This is a genomic window from Rhizobium sp. LjRoot30, from assembly GCF_964253915.1.
Classification (GTDB): Bacteria; Pseudomonadota; Alphaproteobacteria; order Rhizobiales; family Rhizobiaceae; genus Metarhizobium.
Genome location: NZ_CAXUSG020000003.1, coordinates 309,416 through 331,518, shown reverse-complemented (window position 1 = coordinate 331,518; position 22,103 = coordinate 309,416). Strand labels below are relative to the sequence as shown.

General features: G+C 61.2%; 23 protein-coding genes and 1 tRNA gene. 8 read left to right on the top strand and 16 right to left on the bottom strand.

What is annotated here, in order from left to right; translation table 11 throughout:
- Positions 1–15: 15 nt before the first annotated feature.
- The 4 genes from ACSQ3I_RS09245 to rplU form a co-directional block, all read right to left on the bottom strand.
- Positions 16–603, bottom strand: coding sequence for a GNAT family N-acetyltransferase (locus ACSQ3I_RS09245; RefSeq protein ID WP_435998120.1), 588 nt, complete (start codon positions 601–603; stop codon positions 16–18).
- Positions 600–1,229 (bottom strand): GNAT family N-acetyltransferase, encoded by a 630-nt coding sequence (locus ACSQ3I_RS09240; protein ID WP_435998118.1) that lies wholly within the window; start codon positions 1,227–1,229, stop codon positions 600–602. The genes ACSQ3I_RS09245 and ACSQ3I_RS09240 overlap by 4 nt, the downstream gene beginning before the upstream one ends.
- Positions 1,230–1,354: 125 nt before the next feature.
- A complete protein-coding gene (gene rpmA, locus ACSQ3I_RS09235) occupies positions 1,355–1,624 on the bottom strand; it encodes a 50S ribosomal protein L27 (protein WP_435998116.1) in 270 nt (89 codons plus the stop codon).
- Between the two features lie 29 nt (positions 1,625–1,653).
- Entirely contained in the window at positions 1,654–1,968 is a 315-nt protein-coding gene (gene rplU / locus ACSQ3I_RS09230) for a 50S ribosomal protein L21 (protein WP_435998114.1), read from the bottom strand.
- Positions 1,969–2,271: 303 nt separating this feature from the next.
- On the opposite strand from rplU, the gene ACSQ3I_RS09225 reads away from it, so the two are divergent.
- The 3 genes from ACSQ3I_RS09225 (at position 2,272) to ACSQ3I_RS09215 (ending at position 4,445) form a co-directional block, all read left to right on the top strand.
- Positions 2,272–2,361, top strand: a tRNA-Ser gene (locus ACSQ3I_RS09225).
- 421 nt (positions 2,362–2,782) lie between these two features.
- Positions 2,783–3,949 (top strand): DUF4214 domain-containing protein, encoded by a 1,167-nt coding sequence (locus ACSQ3I_RS09220; RefSeq protein WP_435998113.1) that lies wholly within the window; start codon positions 2,783–2,785, stop codon positions 3,947–3,949.
- A 253-nt stretch (positions 3,950–4,202) separates the two neighbouring features.
- On the top strand, positions 4,203–4,445 hold the full coding sequence (locus tag ACSQ3I_RS09215; RefSeq protein WP_435998111.1) for a hypothetical protein: 243 nt from the start codon (positions 4,203–4,205) through the stop codon (positions 4,443–4,445).
- Between the two features lie 130 nt (positions 4,446–4,575).
- On the opposite strand, the gene ACSQ3I_RS09210 is transcribed toward ACSQ3I_RS09215, so the two are convergent.
- The 7 genes from ACSQ3I_RS09210 to ACSQ3I_RS09180 form a co-directional block, all read right to left on the bottom strand.
- A complete protein-coding gene (locus ACSQ3I_RS09210; protein WP_435998109.1) occupies positions 4,576–5,013 on the bottom strand; it encodes a response regulator in 438 nt (145 codons plus the stop codon).
- The gene (locus tag ACSQ3I_RS09205) at positions 5,010–6,503 is read right to left on the bottom strand and encodes a sensor histidine kinase (RefSeq protein WP_435998107.1); all 1,494 of its coding nucleotides are present in this window, start codon (positions 6,501–6,503) and stop codon (positions 5,010–5,012) included. Before ACSQ3I_RS09205 ends, ACSQ3I_RS09210 begins: the two co-directional genes overlap by 4 nt.
- A 126-nt stretch (positions 6,504–6,629) precedes the next feature.
- Positions 6,630–8,234, bottom strand: a complete 1,605-nt coding sequence (locus ACSQ3I_RS09200; protein ID WP_435998105.1) for an ABC transporter ATP-binding protein — start codon at positions 8,232–8,234, stop codon at positions 6,630–6,632.
- A 2-nt stretch (positions 8,235–8,236) separates the two neighbouring features.
- The gene (locus ACSQ3I_RS09195; RefSeq protein ID WP_435998103.1) at positions 8,237–9,355 is read right to left on the bottom strand and encodes an ABC transporter permease; all 1,119 of its coding nucleotides are present in this window, start codon (positions 9,353–9,355) and stop codon (positions 8,237–8,239) included.
- Positions 9,348–10,271, bottom strand: a complete 924-nt coding sequence (gene oppB, locus ACSQ3I_RS09190; protein ID WP_435998102.1) for an oligopeptide ABC transporter permease OppB — start codon at positions 10,269–10,271, stop codon at positions 9,348–9,350. Before oppB ends, ACSQ3I_RS09195 begins: the two co-directional genes overlap by 8 nt.
- 70 nt (positions 10,272–10,341) lie before the next feature.
- A complete protein-coding gene (locus ACSQ3I_RS09185; RefSeq protein WP_435998100.1) occupies positions 10,342–11,943 on the bottom strand; it encodes a peptide ABC transporter substrate-binding protein in 1,602 nt (533 codons plus the stop codon).
- A gap of 169 nt (positions 11,944–12,112) precedes the next feature.
- Positions 12,113–13,855: a putative bifunctional diguanylate cyclase/phosphodiesterase gene (locus ACSQ3I_RS09180; protein ID WP_435998098.1), complete on the bottom strand. Its 1,743-nt coding sequence runs from the start codon at positions 13,853–13,855 to the stop codon at positions 12,113–12,115.
- 299 nt (positions 13,856–14,154) lie between these two features.
- On the opposite strand from ACSQ3I_RS09180, the gene ACSQ3I_RS09175 reads away from it, so the two are divergent.
- A complete protein-coding gene (locus ACSQ3I_RS09175; protein ID WP_435998096.1) occupies positions 14,155–14,337 on the top strand; it encodes a hypothetical protein in 183 nt (60 codons plus the stop codon).
- A gap of 188 nt (positions 14,338–14,525) precedes the next feature.
- Entirely contained in the window at positions 14,526–14,678 is a 153-nt protein-coding gene (locus tag ACSQ3I_RS09170) for a hypothetical protein (protein WP_435998094.1), read from the top strand.
- A 48-nt stretch (positions 14,679–14,726) separates the two neighbouring features.
- Here ACSQ3I_RS09170 and ACSQ3I_RS09165 read toward each other — a convergent pair whose 3' ends face one another.
- The 5 genes from ACSQ3I_RS09165 to ACSQ3I_RS09145 form a co-directional block, all read right to left on the bottom strand.
- Positions 14,727–15,890, bottom strand: a complete 1,164-nt coding sequence (locus ACSQ3I_RS09165; protein WP_435998092.1) for a M20 aminoacylase family protein — start codon at positions 15,888–15,890, stop codon at positions 14,727–14,729.
- Position 15,891: 1 nt separating this feature from the next.
- Complete coding sequence (locus ACSQ3I_RS09160) at positions 15,892–16,707, bottom strand: ABC transporter permease (protein ID WP_435998090.1); 816 nt, start codon at positions 16,705–16,707, stop codon at positions 15,892–15,894.
- Complete coding sequence (locus ACSQ3I_RS09155; RefSeq protein ID WP_435998088.1) at positions 16,704–17,435, bottom strand: ABC transporter permease; 732 nt, start codon at positions 17,433–17,435, stop codon at positions 16,704–16,706. The genes ACSQ3I_RS09160 and ACSQ3I_RS09155 overlap by 4 nt, the downstream gene beginning before the upstream one ends.
- 125 nt (positions 17,436–17,560) lie before the next feature.
- Positions 17,561–18,340 carry a transporter substrate-binding domain-containing protein gene (locus ACSQ3I_RS09150; RefSeq protein WP_435998086.1) on the bottom strand — a complete coding sequence of 260 codons (780 nt, stop codon included), beginning with the start codon at positions 18,338–18,340 and terminating at the stop codon, positions 17,561–17,563.
- 31 nt (positions 18,341–18,371) lie between these two features.
- A complete protein-coding gene (locus tag ACSQ3I_RS09145) occupies positions 18,372–19,145 on the bottom strand; it encodes an ABC transporter ATP-binding protein (protein ID WP_435998084.1) in 774 nt (257 codons plus the stop codon).
- A gap of 218 nt (positions 19,146–19,363) precedes the next feature.
- Here ACSQ3I_RS09145 and ACSQ3I_RS09140 point away from each other — a divergent pair, with 218 nt between their 5' ends.
- Genes ACSQ3I_RS09140 through ACSQ3I_RS09130 form a run of 3 tightly spaced genes read left to right on the top strand, consistent with a single transcriptional unit; the run spans position 19,364 to position 22,097 of the window.
- A complete protein-coding gene (locus tag ACSQ3I_RS09140; protein ID WP_435998082.1) occupies positions 19,364–20,242 on the top strand; it encodes a dimethylarginine dimethylaminohydrolase family protein in 879 nt (292 codons plus the stop codon).
- Positions 20,239–20,886, top strand: coding sequence for a TetR family transcriptional regulator C-terminal domain-containing protein (locus ACSQ3I_RS09135; RefSeq protein WP_435998080.1), 648 nt, complete (start codon positions 20,239–20,241; stop codon positions 20,884–20,886). The genes ACSQ3I_RS09140 and ACSQ3I_RS09135 overlap by 4 nt, the downstream gene beginning before the upstream one ends.
- Before the next feature lie 5 nt (positions 20,887–20,891).
- A complete protein-coding gene (locus ACSQ3I_RS09130) occupies positions 20,892–22,097 on the top strand; it encodes a pyridoxal phosphate-dependent aminotransferase (RefSeq protein ID WP_435998078.1) in 1,206 nt (401 codons plus the stop codon).
- Positions 22,098–22,103 lie beyond the last annotated feature (6 nt).

Below are 22,103 nucleotides of genomic sequence, written 5' to 3'. Positions count from 1 at the left end.
GCGACCCGGCTGATTTCAGCGGCGTGGCGGCACGATGAAGGCATCCGGTGCCAACACGGTCTGGATATGTGGCACCATGGCGTTGCGGGCGACGCAGAATACGTCGCCGCAGCCGGTCAGCCGGAAACCTAGCTTTTCCTGGATGCGCAGCGATGCCGGGTTGTCGGCGAAGACGCCGGAATACAACGTCGTCTCAGGCATGCGCCGGAAGAACCGCTCGATAGCGGCTGCCGTTGCCTCGCTCATGTAGCCGCGGCCCCAGTAGAACCGATTGAGCCAGTAGCCGACATGCCATTGGCCATGCCGCAACTCGATGCTAACGACGCCGATATGGACGTCGTCGCCGGTGGTGATCGCCAAGGCCCAGTCTGGCAGCATTCCGGAAAGCTGTGGTACCAGCCAATCCAGAGCATCCTGCCGGTGGTACGGCACCGGCACACGCGACAGCATGCGGGTGACGCGGAAATCCGAAAAGGATTCGGCGATCGCATCGGCATCGCCGAGCCTGTGCGGCCGCAGGATGAGGCGTTCGGTGCGGATGACCGGGCAGGGGCCGGCATCCGGGCGTGCCGTCTCGATGCGGCGGAGGGTCTGCGCGTTCATCGCATGCCTCCCCAGCTTCTCAACGACATCCAGGTCTTGCGGTCCAGCCGGAACCACTCGACGGCAACGAGGCTGCCCATGGCGAGTGACGGAAACATCGCCGACCCCTGGAACTGGAAACCGCATTTCTGGATCACCCGCCTGGAGCCGATGTTGACGACACGGCAGCGGGCATCGATCTGGTCGATATCGCGGGTGCGGAAAACCATGTCGATCAGCGCATGCGCCGCTTCGGTCATGTAGCCGCGGTTCCAGTAGGGCTCGCCAAGCCAGTAACCGATCTCGACGGTGCCGTCGTCGATGGGTTCGATGCCGCAGCATCCGAGGAAAAGGCCGTTGTCGGCTTTGGTAATGGCATAGACGCACTTGCCAATACCGCCTGCTTTCGTGCGTCGCACGAAATCGGCTGCGTCATTGACCGTGTACGGGTGCGGCATACGCGATACCATTGTGGCGACTTTGGCGTTGTTGGCGAGATTGGCAAGGGCGTCGATGTCTTCTTCGTGCGGCGCGCGCAGGACGAGCCGTTCCGATAACAAGACAGGGCAATCGGTCCTTAACCGCTCCGGCCTCAGCCGTTCTTCGGGAGACCTTGATTGGTCGTCCCGCAACAATTCGCTTTGCATGGTTCAGTCCTCCGTTAGGGAAAAGAAAAAGGGGAGATGGCGTCCCATCTCCCCTTTTTTCTGGTCTGAACCTGGTGCGGTCAGCCGGGTCGATGAGACGCCGGCTGTTTTAGAGCGCTACCGGCTTATTCCGCTGCTTCGGCTTTCGGCATTACGGATACGTAGACGCGACCGTTCGCGCGCGTACGGTAATTCACGTTGCCGGCCGTAAGTGCAAAAATCGTGTGATCCTTGCCGAGACCGACGTTCGAGCCCGGATGCCACTGGGTGCCGCGCTGACGCACGATGATGTTGCCCGGAACGACGACTTCGCCGCCGAACTTCTTTACGCCCAGGCGCTTGGACTGGGAATCGCGACCGTTGCGCGAGGAACCGCCAGCTTTTTTATGTGCCATTGGAGTTCTCCTTTACCTGACCTGGGTTCTTAGGCTGCCACGATGGACGTGATGCGCACGACCGTGTGGTGCTGACGATGGCCGCGCGAACGCTTGGAGTTCTGGCGACGACGCTTCTTGAAGGAAATGACCTTCTTGCCGCGGTTGTGCTCGACAACTTCGGCCTTGACCGAAGCGCCAGCCACGAAGGGCGCGCCGAACTTCGCATCGGCGCCGACGCCGACCACGAGAACCTCGGTGAATTCGATGCTGTCGCCAGCGGCGACGTCAAGCTTTTCGATGGTCAGCACGTCGTCGGCTGCCACGCGGTACTGCTTACCGCCGGTCTTGATGACTGCGAACATTTTTTATCCTTTCATGTTCGTTTCCGGCTCTCGCTGGAAAACCAGCAGGCCGTCTTTTTATCAGTCGATATTGAGCAGGGATTTCAGGGGCTTGATGCCCGTAGAATTCTATCTGCCGGTGAGACTCCACGAAGTGGAGGGAAATCGGGCGCAAGCTACCCCACGCCTATTCGCGTGCCGAGATACGTGAGCGGCCAATTTCTGTCAAGGCGAAACCACAACTTTTATCGATATTTACCCTTGCCAGACCTGTTTGCAATGGTTATGAGAACGCCCGCGCCGAACAAGCGCCGACCAGACCGCGGAGAGGTGGCAGAGTGGTCGAATGCACCGCACTCGAAATGCGGCATACCCGCAAGGGTATCGTGGGTTCAAATCCCACCCTCTCCGCCATTCTTCCCGAAATCCAGCCCTTTTGATCCGGTTCTCGAAAAATCACGGCGCTCCGGCCTGTTTTCCGATGTAGATGCCTTTTTCGGTTGCCACCCTGATCGGGTCTTCCCGCTCCATCTTCCTTACGAAAGGGGCGGGCAGGCTGATTCGCTTCGCGCAGGTCCCGACGCGTCCTCCAGGTTGCGACGAAACGGATGAAACCTGCCCGGTTCGCTGATCGAGGGTGAAACAGGCGCGCGCCCGGAGTTTTCGCATCGATCCGGCACGTTTCTGTGTCGGATGGCGACGATGGATGCCGTGGGCGTCTACGGATGATTAAGCCAACAATTCTTTTAGAAATTTCTCATGCAACCGAAACCTGTCGTCAAACAGTTTGATTGGCGGTCCCCAGGGGCTGTTCAAGCAAACGAGGAGTACAATGATGGCACAGGTTACAACTTCGGGTTCGATCCTTGGCGCCGGCGGTCTTACCGGCAGTCTGGCTGATTTTCTCGATCGTCTGGGCGATTCCGTCGAAGGCATTCTCAACCCCGTCGGCGGTACGGTGGATGATGTCGTCGACACCATCGCAGATCTGCTGAGGGGCAGCGGCGACGACACTGGTGGCTTACTGGGTAATCTGTTCAGCAACGGTCTGACGGGCGGAGGCACGGGCAATCTTCTGGAGATCGGCCTGCTCAGCGACGATGCCGTGCTCAGCCTGACGCTGTCCGATGGCACGAAAGTGGCGGTTCTGCCGAGTAACGGCGGTATCGTTTCGATCGGCAGCGACGGCGCGATGGGAAGTGACGGTGCCTTGCTCGATCTCGGTGGGCTTCTCGGGCCGGGCGGCTTGCTCAATCTCTCCGGGCTGGTCGGCGAAAACGGCATCATCGATCTGAACGACACGGTCGGCTCGGTTCTCGATCTACTGGGAAGCGGTCCGCTCGACAGCGGGGATTTCATGGGTGACGACGGCAAGGTCGATCCCGGCAAATTCGATGTGGTCCTGGATGGCACGGCCGGCCGCGACAACTTCAACCTGACCGCGGAAGCCAATACCTATGTCGATGGAAAGGCGGATATTGATACCGTGAACATGGCGCGTTCTGCGGAGGGCATGAGCATTGCCGTCGGCGGCGATGCCGTGACGTTTGCCGATGCCGATACGCTCTATTATTTCCAGGATGTCGAGCGGGTGTCCTTCCTGGAAGGCTCCGTCTATTTCGACACCGGTGTCGGCGAAAATGCCGGTGTCGCCTACCGTCTCTACCAGGCGACCTTCGACCGGACGCCGGATAATGACGGTGTGAAATATTGGGTCAGCCAGCTCGACGACGGCATGACGTCTCTTGCTGTCGCCAATGATTTCATCAACTCCACCGAGTTCAGGCAGACTTATGGCAATCTCGACGACGAACGGTTTGTCGAGGAAATCTATCAGAACGTGCTCGGCCGGGAAGCCGATGCCTCCGGCGAGCAATACTGGGTCGATTACCTGAATTCCGGTTCCGGCACGCGGGCAAATGTCCTGCTCGGCTTCTCCGAAAGTGCGGAGAATGTCGAACTGGTCGGCCAGGCCATTGCCGACGGTTACGTCGTGAGCTGAGATTGTTCTCCGTCGCAGTGCAATCCTGCTCGCGGTTCGTCATGGCGTATCGCGAGCAGGCTCTTCATTTGCAAATGCCGACCGCTGCTTCACGCTCCCGCAGGTAGAAATGCCTCTCCGGTTTTCGTTTTTGCAAAACCGCCTTGCGCAGTTTCGGAAAATTTCGCCCGCTTCACCTTGTCACCCTTGGAACAATCGGGGCATCACAAAGGCCCGATAGTGTTGGCCAACGCAACAGAGGTTGGACGGACACATGACGGAAAACCACGACGACATCGAGACGATTCGCCATCGGCTGCATTCCTTGCGGGCGCATTCCGAAAAGCAGGAGCAGAAGGCACGATATCTACCCAACCGGCATACCCGGCTGATCCGCCGGATCCTTCGCCTGCTGGCAAGAGACCAGAGGCGGTATGGCGCTCGGCGGTCCATGGAAATTGCTCCCGCGTCCCACAATGCCGGCGTGGGCCGCGATGGTTCCAGCGACGAGGCATGAGCAGGCCGGGCGATGGCGCTAGAGCATTTCCGCCTTTCTGTGAAACGCGAAAACGCTCTATCTCATTGTTTCTAAGCAATTCCGGACGCAAAACCGCTACGCACTTTTGCTGGAATTGCGCCAAGCCTTGTCAGGGAACCTGGATGACCGAGAAGAACAGGCCGAGATTGCGGATTGCGGTTGCAAATCCCTCATAGTCCACCGGCTTGGTGATGTAGACGTTGGCGCCGAGATCGTAACATTTCTGTATTTCGCGCTCGTCGTCGGTGGTGGTCAGCACGACCACCGGCAGACGCCTGGTGTGTTCGTTGCTCTTGATCTGCTCGAGAATGTCGATGCCGGACATGTCGGGCAGGTTCAGGTCCAGTAGCACCAGGAGATAACGATCCTTGGAAACTTCGCCGTCTCGGCTCTCTCCCAGGATGTAGTCCAGAGCCTTCTTGCCCAGCGTAAACGGGACGATCTCGTTATGGACGCCGGCACGGCGGACATTCTTTTCGATGAGGCGGGCATGGCCCTCGTCGTCCTCGATCATGACGATGGTGACTTCCTGGCCGGTGGCTTTCATGACTCCATACTCCGCACGATTTTCGTCAGGTCGGATGGCAGCGTCAGGATGAAGGTGCTGCCGCTATCCAGTTCGGAACGCACGATAATGTCACCACCCAAATTTCGTATTAACGACCGCACATAAGCAAGGCCGATGCCTTCGCCCGGCTGGTCCTGGTCGCCGGCGCGGCGGAACAGCTCGAACACCCGCTCCTGGTCGCGTTCGGCGATGCCGCGGCCGTTGTCTTTGACATCAATTCGGATGCGGCCGCGCCCTTCGGCATAGGCCGCAATGTTCAGCTTCAACGGCCGGCCCGGCTTCTGGTATTTGACGGCATTGTCGAACAGGTTGCCGAGAATCTGGTCGAGCGAGAAGCGGTCCGTGGTGATCTGTGGCACCTTGACCGAAATCGCCACCTCGCCGCCGGAGGCGGAGATCTGGTGATGGATGCTGGCGGCGGTGGCTTCGATGGTCGCCTTGAGATCGAGCGGTTCGGGCAGCAGCTTGCGCTGTCCGTCACGGGAGATTTTCAGGATGGCGTTGATCAGCGCATCCATCTTGCGTGTGGACGAGCGGATGAAGCCCATGGCTTCCGGCAGGTCTTCCTCCACGGCAAGCCTGGCCAGGCGTTCGCTTTCTTCCGTCCGCTTGTCCGGGGCGGCGAGCATGTGGTTACGCAGGTCCTTGAGGCCGTTTTCGAATTCGCTCAGGAAACCCATGATGTTGACAAGAGGCGCGCGCAGGTCGTGGGTGACGATGTAGGCGAAGCGCTGGATTTCCTCGTTGGCGCGGATCAGGTCGCGGGTCCGCTCCTCGACGCGGGTTTCCAGGCCGACATTGAGGACTTCCAGCTCGGCGCGCGCGCGCGACAGATCGCGGACGTGCTGCAGGATGATGGCAACCGAGCCGCCGACAACAAGCAGGATGGCGATTGCACCGCTCAGCGTGACCCATTGCAAATTGTTGGCGGCGCTGAGTTGATCGTCGACGATGACGCGCAGCCGCTCATCGGTCTGCGCCATGAACCTTTCCAGTATATGGCGAATCGCGGACATGGTGTTTTTGCCGGCATCCGTCGCCACCAGGTCCAGGGCTGCGGCGCGATCGCCTGCCTTGGCGGAGGCGATCGTGTCCTCCATCTCCTTTATCTTGCGATCGATAAGGGTGTTCAGTTCGACAAGATGTGTTTCGTAATCCGGCTTGCCGGCGATGTTGTTCGAGAAGGTCGTCCGCCGCGCCGGAAGTTCGGAAATGGCCTCGGCATAAGGATCGAGATAGGTCGGATCTTCGGTGAGCAGGAAGCCCCGCTGCCCGCTTTCGGCACTTTGTATGGTGAGGAACAGGTCGAGGGTGGCGTTACGCACCCGACGAAGTTCCACCGTCAGGTCGGAATATTTGGCGTTCTGGTGAACGAGCCAGAGGGAAGACGCAACGATCACGAGCAGGATAACGATGCCGACCGCCAGCATCAGCATCGTGGATCGCAGGAAAGAAATGCCTGACTTCATGCCGCATCCGGAAAAAATAAGGGTGAAGGCAATGTAGGACGGCCTTTGCAAAAGGAAAGGCAACCTTCCTAATTCATTGCCGTCCTCGGTGCCGGCGGGAGAAGCGAAATGGCGCGCGTTTGCGGCTCAATGCGTGAAGGCTGCGCCGATCAGGGCCTTGGTGTAGGCATGTTGCGGATGCCGGAAGATCGCGTCTGTCTCTCCCTCCTCGACGATCCTGCCGCTTTTCATCACCACGACATAATCCGCCATGGCTTTGACGACGGCAAGGTCGTGGCTGATGAAGACGTAGGAGAGACCGTGCGCTGCCTGCAGTTCGCGCAGCAGGTCGATCACCTGGCTCTGGACGGACCGGTCGAGCGCCGAGGTCGGCTCGTCGAGGATCACCACCTTCGGCTTGAGGATCATGGCGCGGGCGATGGCGATGCGCTGGCGCTGGCCGCCGGAAAATTCGTGCGGATAGCGGTTGCGTGCCGCTGGATCGAGATGGACTTCCCGCAGGGCCGCCGCGGCCCGCCGGTCGCGCTCAGTCCTGTCGATATCGGGGGCATGCACGAGCAGGCCTTCGGTGATGATCTCGCCGACGGTCTGGCGGGGCGAGAGGGAACCGTAAGGATCCTGGAAAACCAACTGCAACTCCTTGCGCAACGGCCGCATGGCGGCGCGATCGAAATGGGAGATATCCCGGCTTTCGAAGCGATAGGCGCCGTCGCTGGAGATCAGCCGCAGCAGTGCGCGGCCGAGCGTCGACTTTCCTGAGCCGGATTCGCCGACGATGCCGATCGTCTGGCCCTGTTTCAGCGTCAGGTTAACGTGATCGACCGCCCGCAGCATGCCGGTGTTTCTGCGCTGAAAGAAACCGCGGTTGAGGCTGAAATCGACGATGACGTCGCGGCCCTCGAGGATGACGGGTGCCTTATCGGCCACCGGCGGCTTGTGGCCGGAGGGTTCGGAGGCCAGCAGCATCTTGGTATAGTCGGCTTTCGGCCGTTCGAAGATCTCTTCCGCCGCGCCCGCTTCCGCCACCTCGCCGCGGCGCATGACCACGACGCGGTCGGCCACATGCTTCACCACGCCGAGATCGTGGGTGATCAGGATAATCGCCATGCCGAACCGCTGTTGCAGCGAACGCAGGAGATCGAGGATCTGCGCCTGGATCGTCACGTCGAGTGCGGTGGTCGGTTCGTCGGCGATCAGCAGGTCCGGCTCGTTGGCAAGCGCCATGGCGATCATGACGCGTTGGCGCTGGCCGCCGGACATTTCGTGCGGATAGCTGTCGATGCGCCGCGCCGGGTCGGGAATGCCGACGAGCTCGAGCAGTTCCAGCGCCCGGGCGCGCGCATGCCTGAAACTTAAACCCCGGTGGTGGACCAGCGGCTCGGCGATCTGGCGGCCGATGGTGTAGAGCGGATCGAGCGAGGTCATCGGCTCCTGGAAGATCATGGTGATCTTTGCGCCGCGCACCTGGTTGAGCGCCCTGGTATCGAGGCCGACCAGTTCCTTGCCGCGATAGCGGGCCGAGCCGGTCACGGTGCCGTTCTTGGCGAGCAATCCCATGATGCCCATCATCGTCTGGCTCTTGCCGGAGCCGGATTCGCCGACGACGGCCAGCGTTTCGCCGGCTCTGATGTCGAGATCGATGCCCTTGACAGCCTCGACCGGGCCGTCCGGCGTGGCGAAGGTGACCTTGAGATCCTTGACCGAGAGGATGGTTTCGATGGCTTCGCTCATCTCTAGCGGTCCTTCGGATCAAGCGCGTCACGCAGGCCGTCGCCGACGAAATTCAGCGAAAACAGCGTGACGACAAAAAAGATGGCGGGGAAGATCAAAAGCCATGGGGCCGACTGCATGTTGTTGGCGCCTTCGGCGATCAGCACGCCCCAGCTGGTCAGCGGCGCCTGGACGCCGAGGCCGAGGAAAGAGAGAAAGCTTTCAAGCAGGATGACTTTCGGCACCACCACCGTGACGAAAACCACCACGGGCCCGATAGTGTTGGGAATGATGTGCCGGCGAATGATCTGCCAGTCGGTGAGGCCGAGCGCCTGGGCGGCACCGACGAATTCGCGCCGTTTGAGCGCCAGCGTCTGGCCGCGGACGATGCGGGCCATGTCCAGCCATTCCACCGCGCCGATGACCAGGAAGATCAGGATGAAGCTGCGGCCGAAGAAGACGACAAGCACCACGACAAGGAAAACGAAGGGCAGCGAATAGAGAATTTCGACGAAACGCATCATGACATTGTCGACGCGCCCGCCGAGATAACCGGAGATCGAGCCGTAGAACACGCCGATGGTCAGCGAGACGAGGCTCGCCAGCAGGCCGACGGAAAGCGAGATCTGCCCGCCGAGCATGACGCGGGCGAGCAGGTCGCGGCCATTGCTGTCGGTGCCGAACAGGAAATATTCGCGTGCCACGGTGCCGGTCAGTTTCAGCGTCCGTCCGTCATCTTCGGTCGCGGCGACTTCCGTGTTGTCGAATTCGTTGGCACGGTCGAAATAGCGTGTCGCACGCGGATCGATCGGCTCGTCGGCGGTGACGGTTGCGGCAAAGCTGTTGCCGTCGACCGAAAACGCCTTCAGCGAAACGCGGGCGCGTGTTGCCACGCTCTCCATCACATCCTTCAGCGTATCGGCCTGCGGCCGCGGCTCGAGGCTCGGCGGCACCGAGACATAGGAGGGGAAGACCTGGTCGTAGCTGTGGCTGATGAGGGAAGGGCCAACAAACGAGAACAGGGCGACGAGGGCGAGCACGATCAGGCCGCCGAGCGCTGCCCTGTTGCGGCGGAAGCGCAGGGCGGCAAGTTGCACGAGGCTGCGGCTTTTGATGGGGAGTGGGGCGGTCGCGTCAGTCATGGCGAACCCTCGGATCCAAGAGGCCGTAGAGGATATCGACGACGAGATTGAAGACGATGACGAAAATCGCAATCAGCACTACCGTGCCCATCACCAGCGTATAATCGCGGTTGAGGGCGCCGAGCACGAAGTAGCGGCCGACGCCGGGGATGGTGAAGATCGTCTGGACCACGGCCGAACCCGTCAGCAATGCCGCGGCGCAGGGCGCCAGATAAGACACGACCGGCAGCAGCGCCGCCCGCATCGCATGGGTGACGACGACGACCCGCGGCGGCAGCCCGTAGGCGCGGGCTGTGCGGATGTGATCGGTGTGCAGTGCCTCGATCATCGAGCCGCGCGTCAGCCTTGCGAAGACGGCGAGTTGCGGCAAGGCCAGAGCGATCATCGGCAGGATGAGGAAACGCAGCGATCCGTCGCCCCAGCCACCGGCGGGCAGAAGCGACAGGAAGACGGCGAAGACAAGCGTCAGCACCGGGCCGACGACAAAGTTCGGCACGGTGACGCCGATGGTCGACAGCGACATGATGGTGAAATCGAGCGGGCTGTTCTGGCGCAGGGCGGCGACCGTACCGGCGAGCACCCCGCCGATCAGCGCCACCAGCAGGGCGTAGAAACCGAGTTCGATGGAGTAGGGCAGGCCCTTGCCGATCAGTTCGGCGACGCTGTTGTCCTTGTAGATGTAGCTCGGGCCGAAATCGCCGGTCACCGCATTGCCGAGATAGGTGAAGTATTGTCGCCAGAGCGGCTGGTCGAGCTGGTAGGTCCTGACCAGGTTGGCCATCGTTGCCGGCGGCAGCGGCCGTTCAAGGTTAAAGGGGCCGCCCGGCGCGAACCGCATCAGGAAAAACGAGATGGTGACGACGATGAACAGTGTTGGCACGGCGCTCGCCAGCCGTCGCAGCACGAAGGAAATCATGGCGGTGCTCCCGCAATCTCCCAGCTCGGCGCACAGCCGTTGACCGGCCGTGCGCCCAAAAAGGGTGTGATTATTCGGAAACGCTCAGGAAGCGGCTGAGATGCTGGTTGGCGGCGTTGTCTTCCCAGCCCTTGACGCGGTCGGAGACCATCCAGAGGTCCGCCTGGGTGAGCAGCGGCGCGACCGGCTGTTCCTTCATCAGCAGCGCTTCTGCCTCATGCAGCACCTTCGAGCGGGCTGCCGGATCGCGTTCCTCATAGGATTTCGTCATGAGGGCGTCGTAGTCCGGATTGTTGAAGCTGCCGTAGTTGAAGGTCTTGTTGGTGCTGACGCTGAGCGCCAGGAAGTTTTCCGCATCGGCGTAATCCGCCACCCAGCCGGCGCGCGCGACGTTGAACTTGCCGCCCTCCTGCAGGAAGGCGTAGTGCGAGGACACGTCGAGATTGACCATGGTCACGGTGGCGCCGAACGTGTTCTTCCACATGTCGGCGATGGCGGTGGCGACTCGCTCGTGGTTGGGGTTGGTGTTGTAGCGGATCTCGATGGCGAGCGGCTTGCCGCCCTCGCCGTAGCCGGCTTCCTTCATCAGGGCGACGGCCTTGTCCTCACGGTCGAGCTGCGAATCTCCCGAAAAATCGGCGCGCGACGGCTCGCCGTAGCCTTCAATGCCAGGCGGTACCATGGAATAGGCGGGGATCTGCGAGCCGCTGTAGATTTCCTTCGCCAGAAAATCGCGGTCGACGGCCATGGACAGCGCCCGGCGGACGCGAACGTCGCTATAGGGTTCGCTGCGGGTGTCGAAGGCGTAATAATAGGTGGCGAGCGTCGGCGAGACATGCACCTGGGTGTTGTAGGCCGTGCGCAGCCGTTCGATCTGGTCGGCCGAGAAATTGTAGACGAGGTCCATTTCCTTGGCTTCGAAACGGCGGATCGAAGCGGCCTGGTCGTCGATGGGATAGAAGATCACCTTGTCGAGTTTCACATTGGCGGCGTCCCAATGGTTCGGGTTCTTTTCGACCACCAGATTGTCGTTCGGCACGTGGCTGACCAGCTTGAAGGCGCCGTTCGAGACCATGGTGCCCGGCTTGACGAAATCGGCGCCGTTCTTCTCGACGCTTGCCTTGCTGACCGGCAGCGCCGTCTGGTGCGCCAGAAGTTCGAGGAAGAAGGGGGTTGGGCGTTCCAGAGTGATTTCCACCGTCTTGGCATCGACCGCCTTGATGCCGAGCTGATCGACGGCTGCCTCGCCCTTGTTGACCTTTTGGGCATTTTTGACGGGATAGAGGATGTTGGCGTAGCCCGCTGCCGTCTTCGGGTCCTCGACGCGCTGGAACGAGAAGACGAAATCGTCCGCCGTCACCGGCGAACCGTCCGACCACTTGCCGTTATCGCGCAGCTTGAAGGTATAGACGGTGCCGTCGTCGGAGATCGTCCAGCTTTCCGCGGCACCTGGCACGATCTTGCCGGCAGCGTCGTAGATCGTCAGGCCCTCATAGAGATCCTTGAGGATGAATTCCTCGATGTTGATGGAGGTATGCGCCTGGTCGAGCGTCTGCGGCTCGCCGGCATTGCCGCGATGAAGGACGGTTTCGGCCAGCGCCGGACTGGCGCCGGCGAGCATCGAACCGAGCAGCAGGGCTGCGATGTGACGGTTGAACGTAAGTGCCTTCATGGTTCTCCCCTTTTTATTTTTGGGTTGTGGAAACCCAAGAGAAGGCGAAATCGCGAGCGAAGGCAAGCATCTTTATATTGTATTTACAAATGGATGGGTGTTTTAGGATTAAATGATGCACGTCATGGGTTGCAATTCGAGCGCTTGTGGTGCCGCCGCCAACGGTCGTTTATCGCCGCTGCAACAGGGAGGCGCCGAGTTCCTCGGCGGAAACCGGAAAAGCGATGGCATAACCCTGAAGGATCCGGCAGCCGAGATCGGCCAGCATCTCTGCATGTTCCAGCGTCTCGACCCCCTCGGCGATGACCTCGATATCCAGCGCCTCGGCAATGTCGACGATGGAGCTGATCAGGCTCGTCTGTTCCGACGAGGCGGTGATCGGCAGGACCAGGCGGCGATCGATTTTCAGGCGTTTCGGCTTCAACTTGACGAGGCCGACGATCGAGGCGTGGCCGGAGCCGAAATCGTCGACTTCGACATCGATGCCCAAGGTCTTCAGGTGCGCGATGTTGGCAAAGGCGGTGTCGTCGAGTTCATCGAGAAAGATCGTTTCCAAAAGCTCGAAGCTGAGGGCATCCTTTTCGATCTCAAGTCCGGCAAGCTGTTCGAGCAACCGGGGTTCGGCAAGCCGAACGGCGGAAATGTTGATCGAAATACGTGGCACCACGAGGCCGGCCGCCTGCCAGGCGCGACGGTTGGCGAGAACCTGGTGCAGGATCGCTTCGTCGAGCTGCGCCGCAAGTCCGGCATTGGCGACGATGCCGAGAAACGCTTCGGGCAGCAGGACGCCGTGTTCCGGATGCTTCCAGCGAACCAGTGCCTCCATGGACACCACGGCGCGGGTGCGGGCATCGACCTGCACCTGATAATACGGAACGAGTTCGCCGTTCTCCAGGCCCTGTTTCAGCTGTTCGGTCAAAAGGCGCTCGCGGATCAGTTCCGCCTTCATCTCCGGCTGAAAGCGTTCGATGCGGCCACGGCCATTCTTCTTGGCGGCATAGAGGGCGATGTCGGAATCGGCCAGCAGTGACGCGGCGTTTCCGTCTGTCGTCCAGGCGAGGCCGATAGAGATGCTGGTCTTCAGCACCGTGCCGTCATGGTTGACGCCGGCCTTGTGCCGGCGGGTCAGCTTTTGCGCCAGAGCCATGGCTGCATCGACCGATCCGAAATCGGGGAGCATCAGGATGAATTCGTCGCCGCCGACCCTGGAGGCGAAGCTGCCTGCGGGGGCGGTGCTGCGAAGGATGTGGGCCGTCGCCATCAACACCGCATCGCCGGCGGCATGGCCGTAGGTGTCGTTGATGGTTTTGAAGTTGTCGAGATCGATATGCAGGATGGCGAGATTGGCTTCTGCCTCGCCGTCACACAATTCGGCAAGCCGCCGGTCGAAATAGCGGCGGTTGGGCAGGCCGGTCAGGTAGTCGTGGTCGGCGGCCTGTTCGATCTGCGTGCGGCTGCGCTCCAGCGCGATGGCCCGCCGCTCGGCGATCGCCTTCTGCAGCGTCAGTTCGCGGTTGAGCTGGATGTCGGCGGTAATGTCCCACTCGGCGCCGATCAGCGTGGCGCGGCCGGCTTCCTCGAAATAATGGGCACGGGAGCGGATGTGCCGGATATCGCCGTTTGGCAGTACGATGCGGAAATCGGAGGAATAGGCGCCCTTGCGCGCCACGGCCTGGGTGAAATCCGCCAGCGCTCTTTGAATGTCGTCTGGATGAAGCGCTTTCGTCCAGATACCGGCATGCACGATCGCGTCGGTGCGACCGGTCTGGTACAGCGCGTGCATCTGCTGGTCCCAGCGGATCTCGTCCGTTTGCGGATCGTGCTCCCAGACGCCGATCCGCGAGGATTCAAGTGCGAGTTGCAGCCGCCGGAAGATATTTTGGAATTCTCGCTCGGACCGAACCGGGTTCATGAGGGTCTCTAGGGCGGGTTGCGTCATTGTCATCGGCAGGCATGGTGCGGGAACTCCGTTAAGGAAACCTTCTTTGCCTTGCTGCGCAGAGGTTTTGGCCGAAGACACCGCTCCGATTAAATCCTGAATTGCTAAACAAGATTGTCGATTTCTCGTTTTCAATTTAAGATTGCTGATTTTGCGACATTCTCCATATGGTTAGCGCAACATTAATTATCGACAAAAAGACTAGACATAGTTGACTCGCATCCCAAATATGGCATGATTGTGTCATCGGAGATCGCTCGAAAGAGGTGCGTATGTTCTATCTCGGTGGACTGACCCTTGGATATCTGTCTCCATATCCCGTTTCCCCCGACGCAGCAGCGCCGGTGGTGGTAAAGGCCAAGAAGGCAAAGCCGGTTTTCGAAACAACCGGGAACGGGACGCGCAAGGACGAAGAAGAACGGCCTATCCTGTGGCCGTGGCACGTCTTTTATTGAGGCCCGCTTTTTCCCTGCCGAACGGGTGATTTTTTCCCTCCACGGTAAGAAGACGGAAAATTATCTCTATAAAAGCGATAGAGATAGTCTATGAAATAAAGAACAGCGGGAACGATACGTGTGCTTGGTCGTTACCTGCGAGAAGAATTGGAGAACTGATGTCAAACATAGATGCATCGGAGGAATCCATGGCACATTATCAGACTGTCATCAGCCCGAAGCAGCCCGTCCGCGGTCGTGGGTTTTCCCGGCGCCAGAAGGTCGTGACCATTCTCAATAATGGATTGTTCGCTGCGGCCTTCCTGTTTGTTGCAGCCGTTGTCTGCGGCGTCTTCCCCTGAAGAATGGGACTGAGCTCGGCCGCCTCACGGCGGCCGAAGCGCATGTCATTATTTCGCCGGTAGCCAGGCTTCGGCGAGTTCCACCCAGAAGGCGGCACCGATCGGCAGGATGTCGTCGTTGAAATCGAATTTCGGGTGGTGCAGTTGCGGATCGTGCGGCGTCCGCTGCGTTCCCAGGAAGAAATAGCTCCCCGGCCGCTTTTCCAGCATATAGGCGAAATCCTCGCTGCCCATGAACGGGCGGGCGAGTTCGACCACCTTGTCCTCGCCGGCGAATTTCCTTGCCACCTGCCGCAGGAATTCGGTTTCCTCCCGATGGTTGACCGTGGCGCTGTAGCTGCGCTCGTAGTCGACGGTCGCGCTCATGCCGTAGCTTTCCGCCTGCCGTTCGGCAATCAGCCTGATGCGGCGTTCCAGTTCGTCGCGGGTCTTCGGGTCGTAGGAGCGGATGCCGACGACAATATCGGCATGGCCGGGGATGATGTTGCTTGCCGTACCGCCGTGGAACGAGCCGACGGTGACCACGGCCGGTTCCAGCGGGTGGATATTGCGCGAAATGATGGTCTGCAGCGCCATGACGATGCTGGCGCCGGCAATGATCGGGTCGGCGGTTTCCTGCGGTTCTGCGCCGTGGCCGCCCTTGCCGTTGATACGGATACGGCATTCGTCGACGGCCGCCATGATCGGCCCGTCGCGCAGGGCGAACTGGCCGAAGGGAATGCCGGGATCGTTGTGCAATCCGAAAACCGCATCGCAGGGGAAGCGCTCGAACAGGCCTTCCTCGATCATGATCCTGGCGCCGCCGAAATTTTCTTCGGCCGGCTGGAAGATCAGGTGGATGGTGCCGTCGAAATTCCGTCGTTCGGCAATCATCTTGGCTGCGCCGAGCAGCATGGTCGTGTGACCGTCATGGCCGCAGGCATGCATGACGCCGGGATGTTTGCTGGCATAGTCGGCACCGGTTTCCTCGACGATCGGCAGGGCGTCGATATCGGCGCGGATGCCGACGGATTTTTCCGACGTGCCGTTCTTCAGCGTTGCGACGATGCCGGTCTTGGCCAGGCCGCGGGTGACTTCGTAGCCCATGGCGGTCAGTTGTTCGGCGATGAAATCCGAGGTCTTGAATTCCGAAAGGCCGATCTCCGGGTACTGGTGGAGATAGTGCCGGGTCGCCACGAGATCGGGCATGGTATTCGGAAATTGATAGGTCATGTTACGCACCACGGGTTGGAATGCGGTTTTCCACGAAGCGGAATGCCACAATCATAATGCCGGTCAGGCACAGGTAGATGAGCGCCAGCAGGAGCAGCGGTTCATAGGTCAGATAGGTATCCTGCCTCACTTTGGAAATCACTGCATAAACGTCGATGACGGTGATCGTCGCGACAAGCGGCGTCGATTTCAGCTGCAGCACGGTCTCGCCGGTCAGCGTCGGCAGGGCGCGATGGATGGCACGCGGCAACCAGATGCGGCGAAACAGCGTGAAGCGGCGCATGCCAAACGCCTTGGCAGCCTCGATTTCGCCTTTGGGCACGCCGGCAAAGGCGCCGCGCATGACTTCGCCTTCATAAGCGGCAAAAGAAATCATCAGCGTTACGAAGCCGTAGGGCCAGGCCTGACGCAGATAGGGCCAGAGGAAGGACTGCCGGATCTCCGGATATTGCGCGAAAATCGAGCCGAGGCCGTAATAGATCAGCCAGAGCTGCAAGAGCAGCGGCGTGCCACGGATCAGCGTGCAGAACCCCTGGGCAAGCCAGGCAAGCGGCCGTGGACCGGTGACCTGCACCAGCCCGAGCGGTACGGCCAGCAGGAAACCGGCGATCGCCGTTGAAAACAGCAGAATCAGCGTCTGGCCGATGCCGTAGAGCAGCCGGCCCTGGTATTGCGGGATCCAGTCCCAACGCATGAACCAGACGATGCAGAAGACGATGACGGCAAAGACGGCGATCAGGAACAGCCGGTGCGGTTCCAGCAGGCTGCGGGCCTTGGGCGGCGTGTAGGCGGGCAAGGCGGGGACGTGTTCGCTCATATCGGATCCGCCATGCCGCGGCGGGCGCGGCGCTCGATGATGCCGATGACGACGTTGGAGACGAGCGTCAGCAGCAGGTAGAGAACGCCGGCTGCCAGGAAGAACATCATGTAGGCCTTGGTCGAGCCGGCCGCCTGACGTGTCACCAGCGTCAGCTCGCTGAAACCGACGACGGCGAGCAGCGCCGTATCCTTGGTGGCGATCAGCCAGAGATTGGAAAGGCCCGGAATGGCGTAGGGCAGCATCGCCGGCAAGGTGACACGGCGCAGCACCTGGAAGGGGGACATGCCGTAAGCGCGTGCCGCCTCGATCTGGCCGGGCGGCACCGCCTTGATCGCGCCGCGCAGCACTTCCGTCGAATAGGCGCCCTGGACGACACCGATGACGAAGATGCCGGCGACGAGGCCGTTGATGTCGACCGGGCCGTAGTTGAACAGGCCGAGCAGCTGGTTCACCGCGTCGGTACCGGCGTAATAGAGCAAGAGGATGAGCACCAGCTCCGGCACGGCGCGGATCAGGGTCGTATAGACCTCCAGCAGGTCGCGCAGGATGGGGCCGCCGTACAGCTTGCCGAAGGCGCCGCCGACGCCCAGGATCAGGCCGAGGCAATAGCCGCCGATTGCAAGTTCAAGCGAGCTGACAAAGCCGCTCAGCATCACCCCGCCCCAGCCCGGGGCCGACAGTGACAGAAGGCTGAGGTCGAACATCGTCGCGGATGAAGCAGCCATAAGAAGAATCCGGTGGGACGTTGGAGCCGTGCCGGAAGACGGAGGGCCGCCGGCACGTCAACACCAGGTTTTCGGTCCCTGCCGGCAGGCGTCTTGACGCTGCCGGCAGGGTGAAAACGACGGGGTTACTTGCCGTAGACGTCGAAGTCGAAATACTTCTTGGAGAAGGTGTCGTAGGTGCCGTTGGCGCGGATCGCCTTGATGGCGGCGTTGATCTTTTCCTTCAGCGCGCCGTCTTCTTTGCGGATGCCGACACCGACGCCGAGGCCGAGAATGGCCGGATCGTCAGCGACATAACCCTTGAGATCGCAGCAGGCGCCGGCCTCGGATTTCAGGAAGGCGTCGAGCGCGATGGAGTCGGCCTGGACAGCGTCCACACGGCCGGCGGCGAGGTCCTGGTTGGCTTCGTCCTGCGTCTGGTATTCCTTGATCTCGGCACCCTTGGCACCGAAGTAGTGGGTCGCATAGGCCTGGTGGATAGTCGAGACCTGGACGCCGATCACCTTGCCGGCCAGGCCTTCAGGCGTCGCATCGAACTTCTGGTCCTTCGGGCCGATGATGCCGGTGGGCGTGTTGTAATATTTGTCGGAGAAATCGATCGTCTTGAGGCGCTCCTCGGTGATCGACATGGAGCCGACGATCATGTCGATCTTCTTGCTGGTCAGCGCCGGGATGATGCCGTCCCAGGCGACAGGCGTGATCACGCAATCGAGCTTGGCTTCCTTGCAGATGGCGTCGGCGAATTCGACTTCCCAGCCGACCCACTTGCCATTGGCGTCGGGCGAGGTGAACGGCGGATAAGGTTCGGCGGCAAAGCCGAGCTTGACCTGTTCGGCCATGGCGGCGCTGAAGGGCGCCGCGCCGATCACGACGGCCACGGTGAGGGCCTTGAGAATGCTTTTCATTGTTTTCCCCTTTTCTTGTTGGTTCGTTTGGTCAGTGGATCGAGCTGATGAATTTTTTCAGCCGCTCGGATTTCGGCGCGCCGAAGATTTCGGCCGGCGGTCCCTGCTCTTCGATAAGGCCGTTGTGCAGGAAGACGACATGGCTGGAGACTTCGCGGGCGAATTTCATCTCGTGGGTCACGAGGATCATCGTGCGTTTTTCCTTGGCGAGGTCGCCGATGACGGTCAGAACTTCGCCGACCAGTTCCGGATCGAGCGCCGAGGTCGGTTCGTCGAACAGCATGACCAGCGGCTGGATGGCGAGCGCGCGGGCGATGGCGGCGCGCTGCTGCTGGCCACCCGAGAGGAAGGCGGGATAGGCGTCGCGCTTTTCATAGAGGCCGACGCGGCGCAGCAGGGCTTCACCGATCTCGACCGCCTTGTCCTTCGGCATGCCGAGCACATGCACCGGCACCTCGATGACATTCTGCAGCACCGTCATGTGCTGCCAGAGGTTAAAACTCTGGAACACCATGCCGAGCTGCGTGCGCATACGCTGCACCTGCTTGCGGTTCGACGGCATCAGGCCGCCATGGCCGTCGCTCTTCATGGCGATGGTTTCGCCATGAATGCTGATCGTGCCGGCGCTCGGCAGCTCCAGGAGATTGATACAACGCAGGAAGGTGGATTTGCCCGAACCCGAGCCGCCGATGATGGCTATCACATCGCCCTGATTGGCTGTCAGCGAAACGCCCTTGAGAACTTCAAGAGGACCGAACCGCTTGTGAAGATTGGATATTTCAATGGCTTGCGCCGAATCCGTCATGAAAAGATCCGCCTCGGCCGAGCTTCATCGCCCGGTTGCTGATTGCACTGTTCCCGTCCAGCTTATCTTTCGATTTTCCGGTTCATGCCGCTGGTTGCACAACCGTGATATCAGGGAGTTTTGCACTTGTACGAAAATTATTCAAGCGTATAATAACCCGCATCTTCACAAATTTGGCGGTTTTATTCTTGGCCGGCCGTTCTCCGGGGAGTTTTTGAATGGGTGCTTTTGGTTCGCAGGCGATGTCGACGCAGTTGCGCAGGGTTTTGATGCGTCGGCCGGGCAAAAGCCTGAAAGCCGCCGATCCGAAGGCCTGGCACTACGGCCCGACTTTCGACGCTGACCGCGCCATCGCGCAATATGCCGAGTTCGCCCGGCTCGTCGAAAAATCCGGCACGGAGATCGTCTGGATGGAAGACGAAGGCGACGGGCTTGCCGATTCGATGTTCACCCAGGACCCCTCCTTCGTCACCGATCATGGCGCCGTTATCCTGCGCATGGGCAAGAAGCTGCGGCTTGCCGAGCCGGCCTTGCATGAAGAAGCCTATACGCGTGCCGGCGTGCCGATCCTCGGCCGGCTCGAAGCGCCGGGTACGGTGGAATCGGGCGATTGCGTCTGGGTCGATGCCAAGACGCTGGTGATCGGCCGTGGCGTGCGCTCCAACCAGTCGGGCATCGACCAGGTCGCCGCCCTGCTGGCGCCGCACGGCATCACCGTGCTCGGCTTCGACCTGCCGCTGTGGCAGGGGGCGGAAGCCTGCCTGCACCTGATGTCGGTCATCAGCCCGCTCGCTGACGACCTGGCGCTGGTGCATGCGCCGTTGATGCCGGCCGCCTTCTATTTCCTGTTGCAGGACAAGGGCATCAAGCTGATCCACGCGCCGGAAGAGGAATTCGCGGCCAGCAGCGGCCTCAACCTCAACGTCCTGCCGACCAGCCCGCGCAACGTCATCATGGTCGCCGGCTTCCCCGGCACCAAGGCGGCCATGGAAGCCGAGGGCTGCACGGTCGAGACCTTCGAGGCTGACGCGCTTTGCATCGCCTGCGAGGGCGGCCCGACCTGCCTCACCCGGCCGATCCTCCGGCGTGCCGCATGAGCCGCCGCGCCTTCCATCGGGCCAGCGAAACGGAGCGGCGGCAGGACCTGATCGCCGCGACGCTCGACTGCATCGCCGAATTCGGCGTGCAGGGCGCGACGGTGCGCCAGATCGCCACCCGCGCCGGTGTGACGGGCGGGCTGATCCGGCATTATTTCGCCAGCAAGGACCAGATGGTTCAGGCCGCCTACCGCGAAACCATGATGGGCATGACCCGCGCGGCAATCGATGCGGCGGATTCGGCAAGGGGCGACGCCAGGACGCGGCTGCGCACCTTTATCGTCGCCAACCTGACGCCGCCGGTGACGGACCCGCGCACACTGTCGCTGTGGGCCGGTTTCATCGGCCATGTCCGGCTCGATCCGGTGTTCGGGGCGATCCACAAGGAAAACTACCTGGTTTTCCGCCAGGCCCTCGAAACGCTGCTTGCCGATTTTCTTAGGGAGATGGGGCGGGCGCCGAGCGCTGCCGAATGCCGGGCGCAATCCATCGCCATCAACGGCTTGATCGACGGGCTCTGGATCGAAGGCTCGCTGGCGGCCGATATGTTCGATGAGACCGAACTGGCGCAGGTGGCGCTGCGTTCGGTGGAAGCCATGCTCGGCCTGCCCAGGGGCGGCCTCGACGATAATAACAAAGGATAGACGTCATGCGTTACGCATCGATCACCAACCGGCTCGAACATCTGGGGTCCGGCAAATGGGCCGTGCATCTGGAGGCCCGGCGCATGGCCACGGCCTGCGCCGATATCATCGAGCTCACCATCGGTGAGCCGGATATTGCTCCCGATCCGGCGCTTCTCGCCGAATGCAGCCGTGCCATGCATGCCGGCCGCACGCGCTACTCCAATGGTCGCGGTGAACCGGGCGTGGTTGCCGCGCTGGTACAGAAATACGGCAAGCGTCGCGCTGGCGTCACCGAACGCAACATCCTCTGCTTCCCCGGCACCCAGACGGCATTGTTTGCCGTGATGATCGGCCTGGTCGAAGCTGGCGATGGCGTGCTGGTCGGCGATCCGCTCTATGCCACCTATGAAGGCGTCATCGCCTCCACCGGCGCGCACATGATCCCCGTGCCGCTCCGGCCGGAGAAGAATTTCCACATGCAGCCGGAAGACCTGGAAAAGGCGATCACGCCGAATGCCCGGGTGCTGCTGCTCAACACGCCGCACAATCCGACCGGCGCCGTGCTGAGCCGCGAAGAAATCGCCGCGCTCGGCGACATCTGCCGCCGCCACGATCTCTGGCTCGTCTGCGACGAAGTCTATGAAGAACTGGTGCTCGACAAGGCTTTTGCTTCGCCCTTCGATATTCCGTCGCTTGCCGAACGCACCATCGTCGTCTCGTCGATCTCCAAGTCGCATGCAGCTCCCGGCTTCCGCAGCGGCTGGGCGGCTGGGCCGGAGGAATTCTGCGACCGGCTGCTGCCGGTGTCGGAAACCATGCTGTTCGGCGTGCAGCCCTTCATCGCCGACATGACGGCGATGGCGATCTCGCAGCCGTTCGAAACCGCCTCGATCATGCGCGAAAACTATCGCCGCCGCGCCAATGTGGTGAAGACGGCGCTTTCGGGCTCGAACGTGCTCCGGCCGGTAATGCCGGAAGGCGGCATGTTCATCGTCATCGATATCACGGCCACCGGCCTCAGCGGCGATGCTTTCGCCTGGGAATTGCTGAAGACGGAAAAAGTCGCGGTCATGCCCGGCAGTTCGTTCGGCGAACAGGCGGAAGGTTTTGTCCGCGTCTCGCTGACGGTGGCCGACGAAAAGCTGGAGACAGCGATGCAACGCATGGCGAAACTCGCGGGCGAGCTTGCCGCCAATCGTAATCCGCAGCAGCGCAGCCTGTCGGCCTGACGGGTT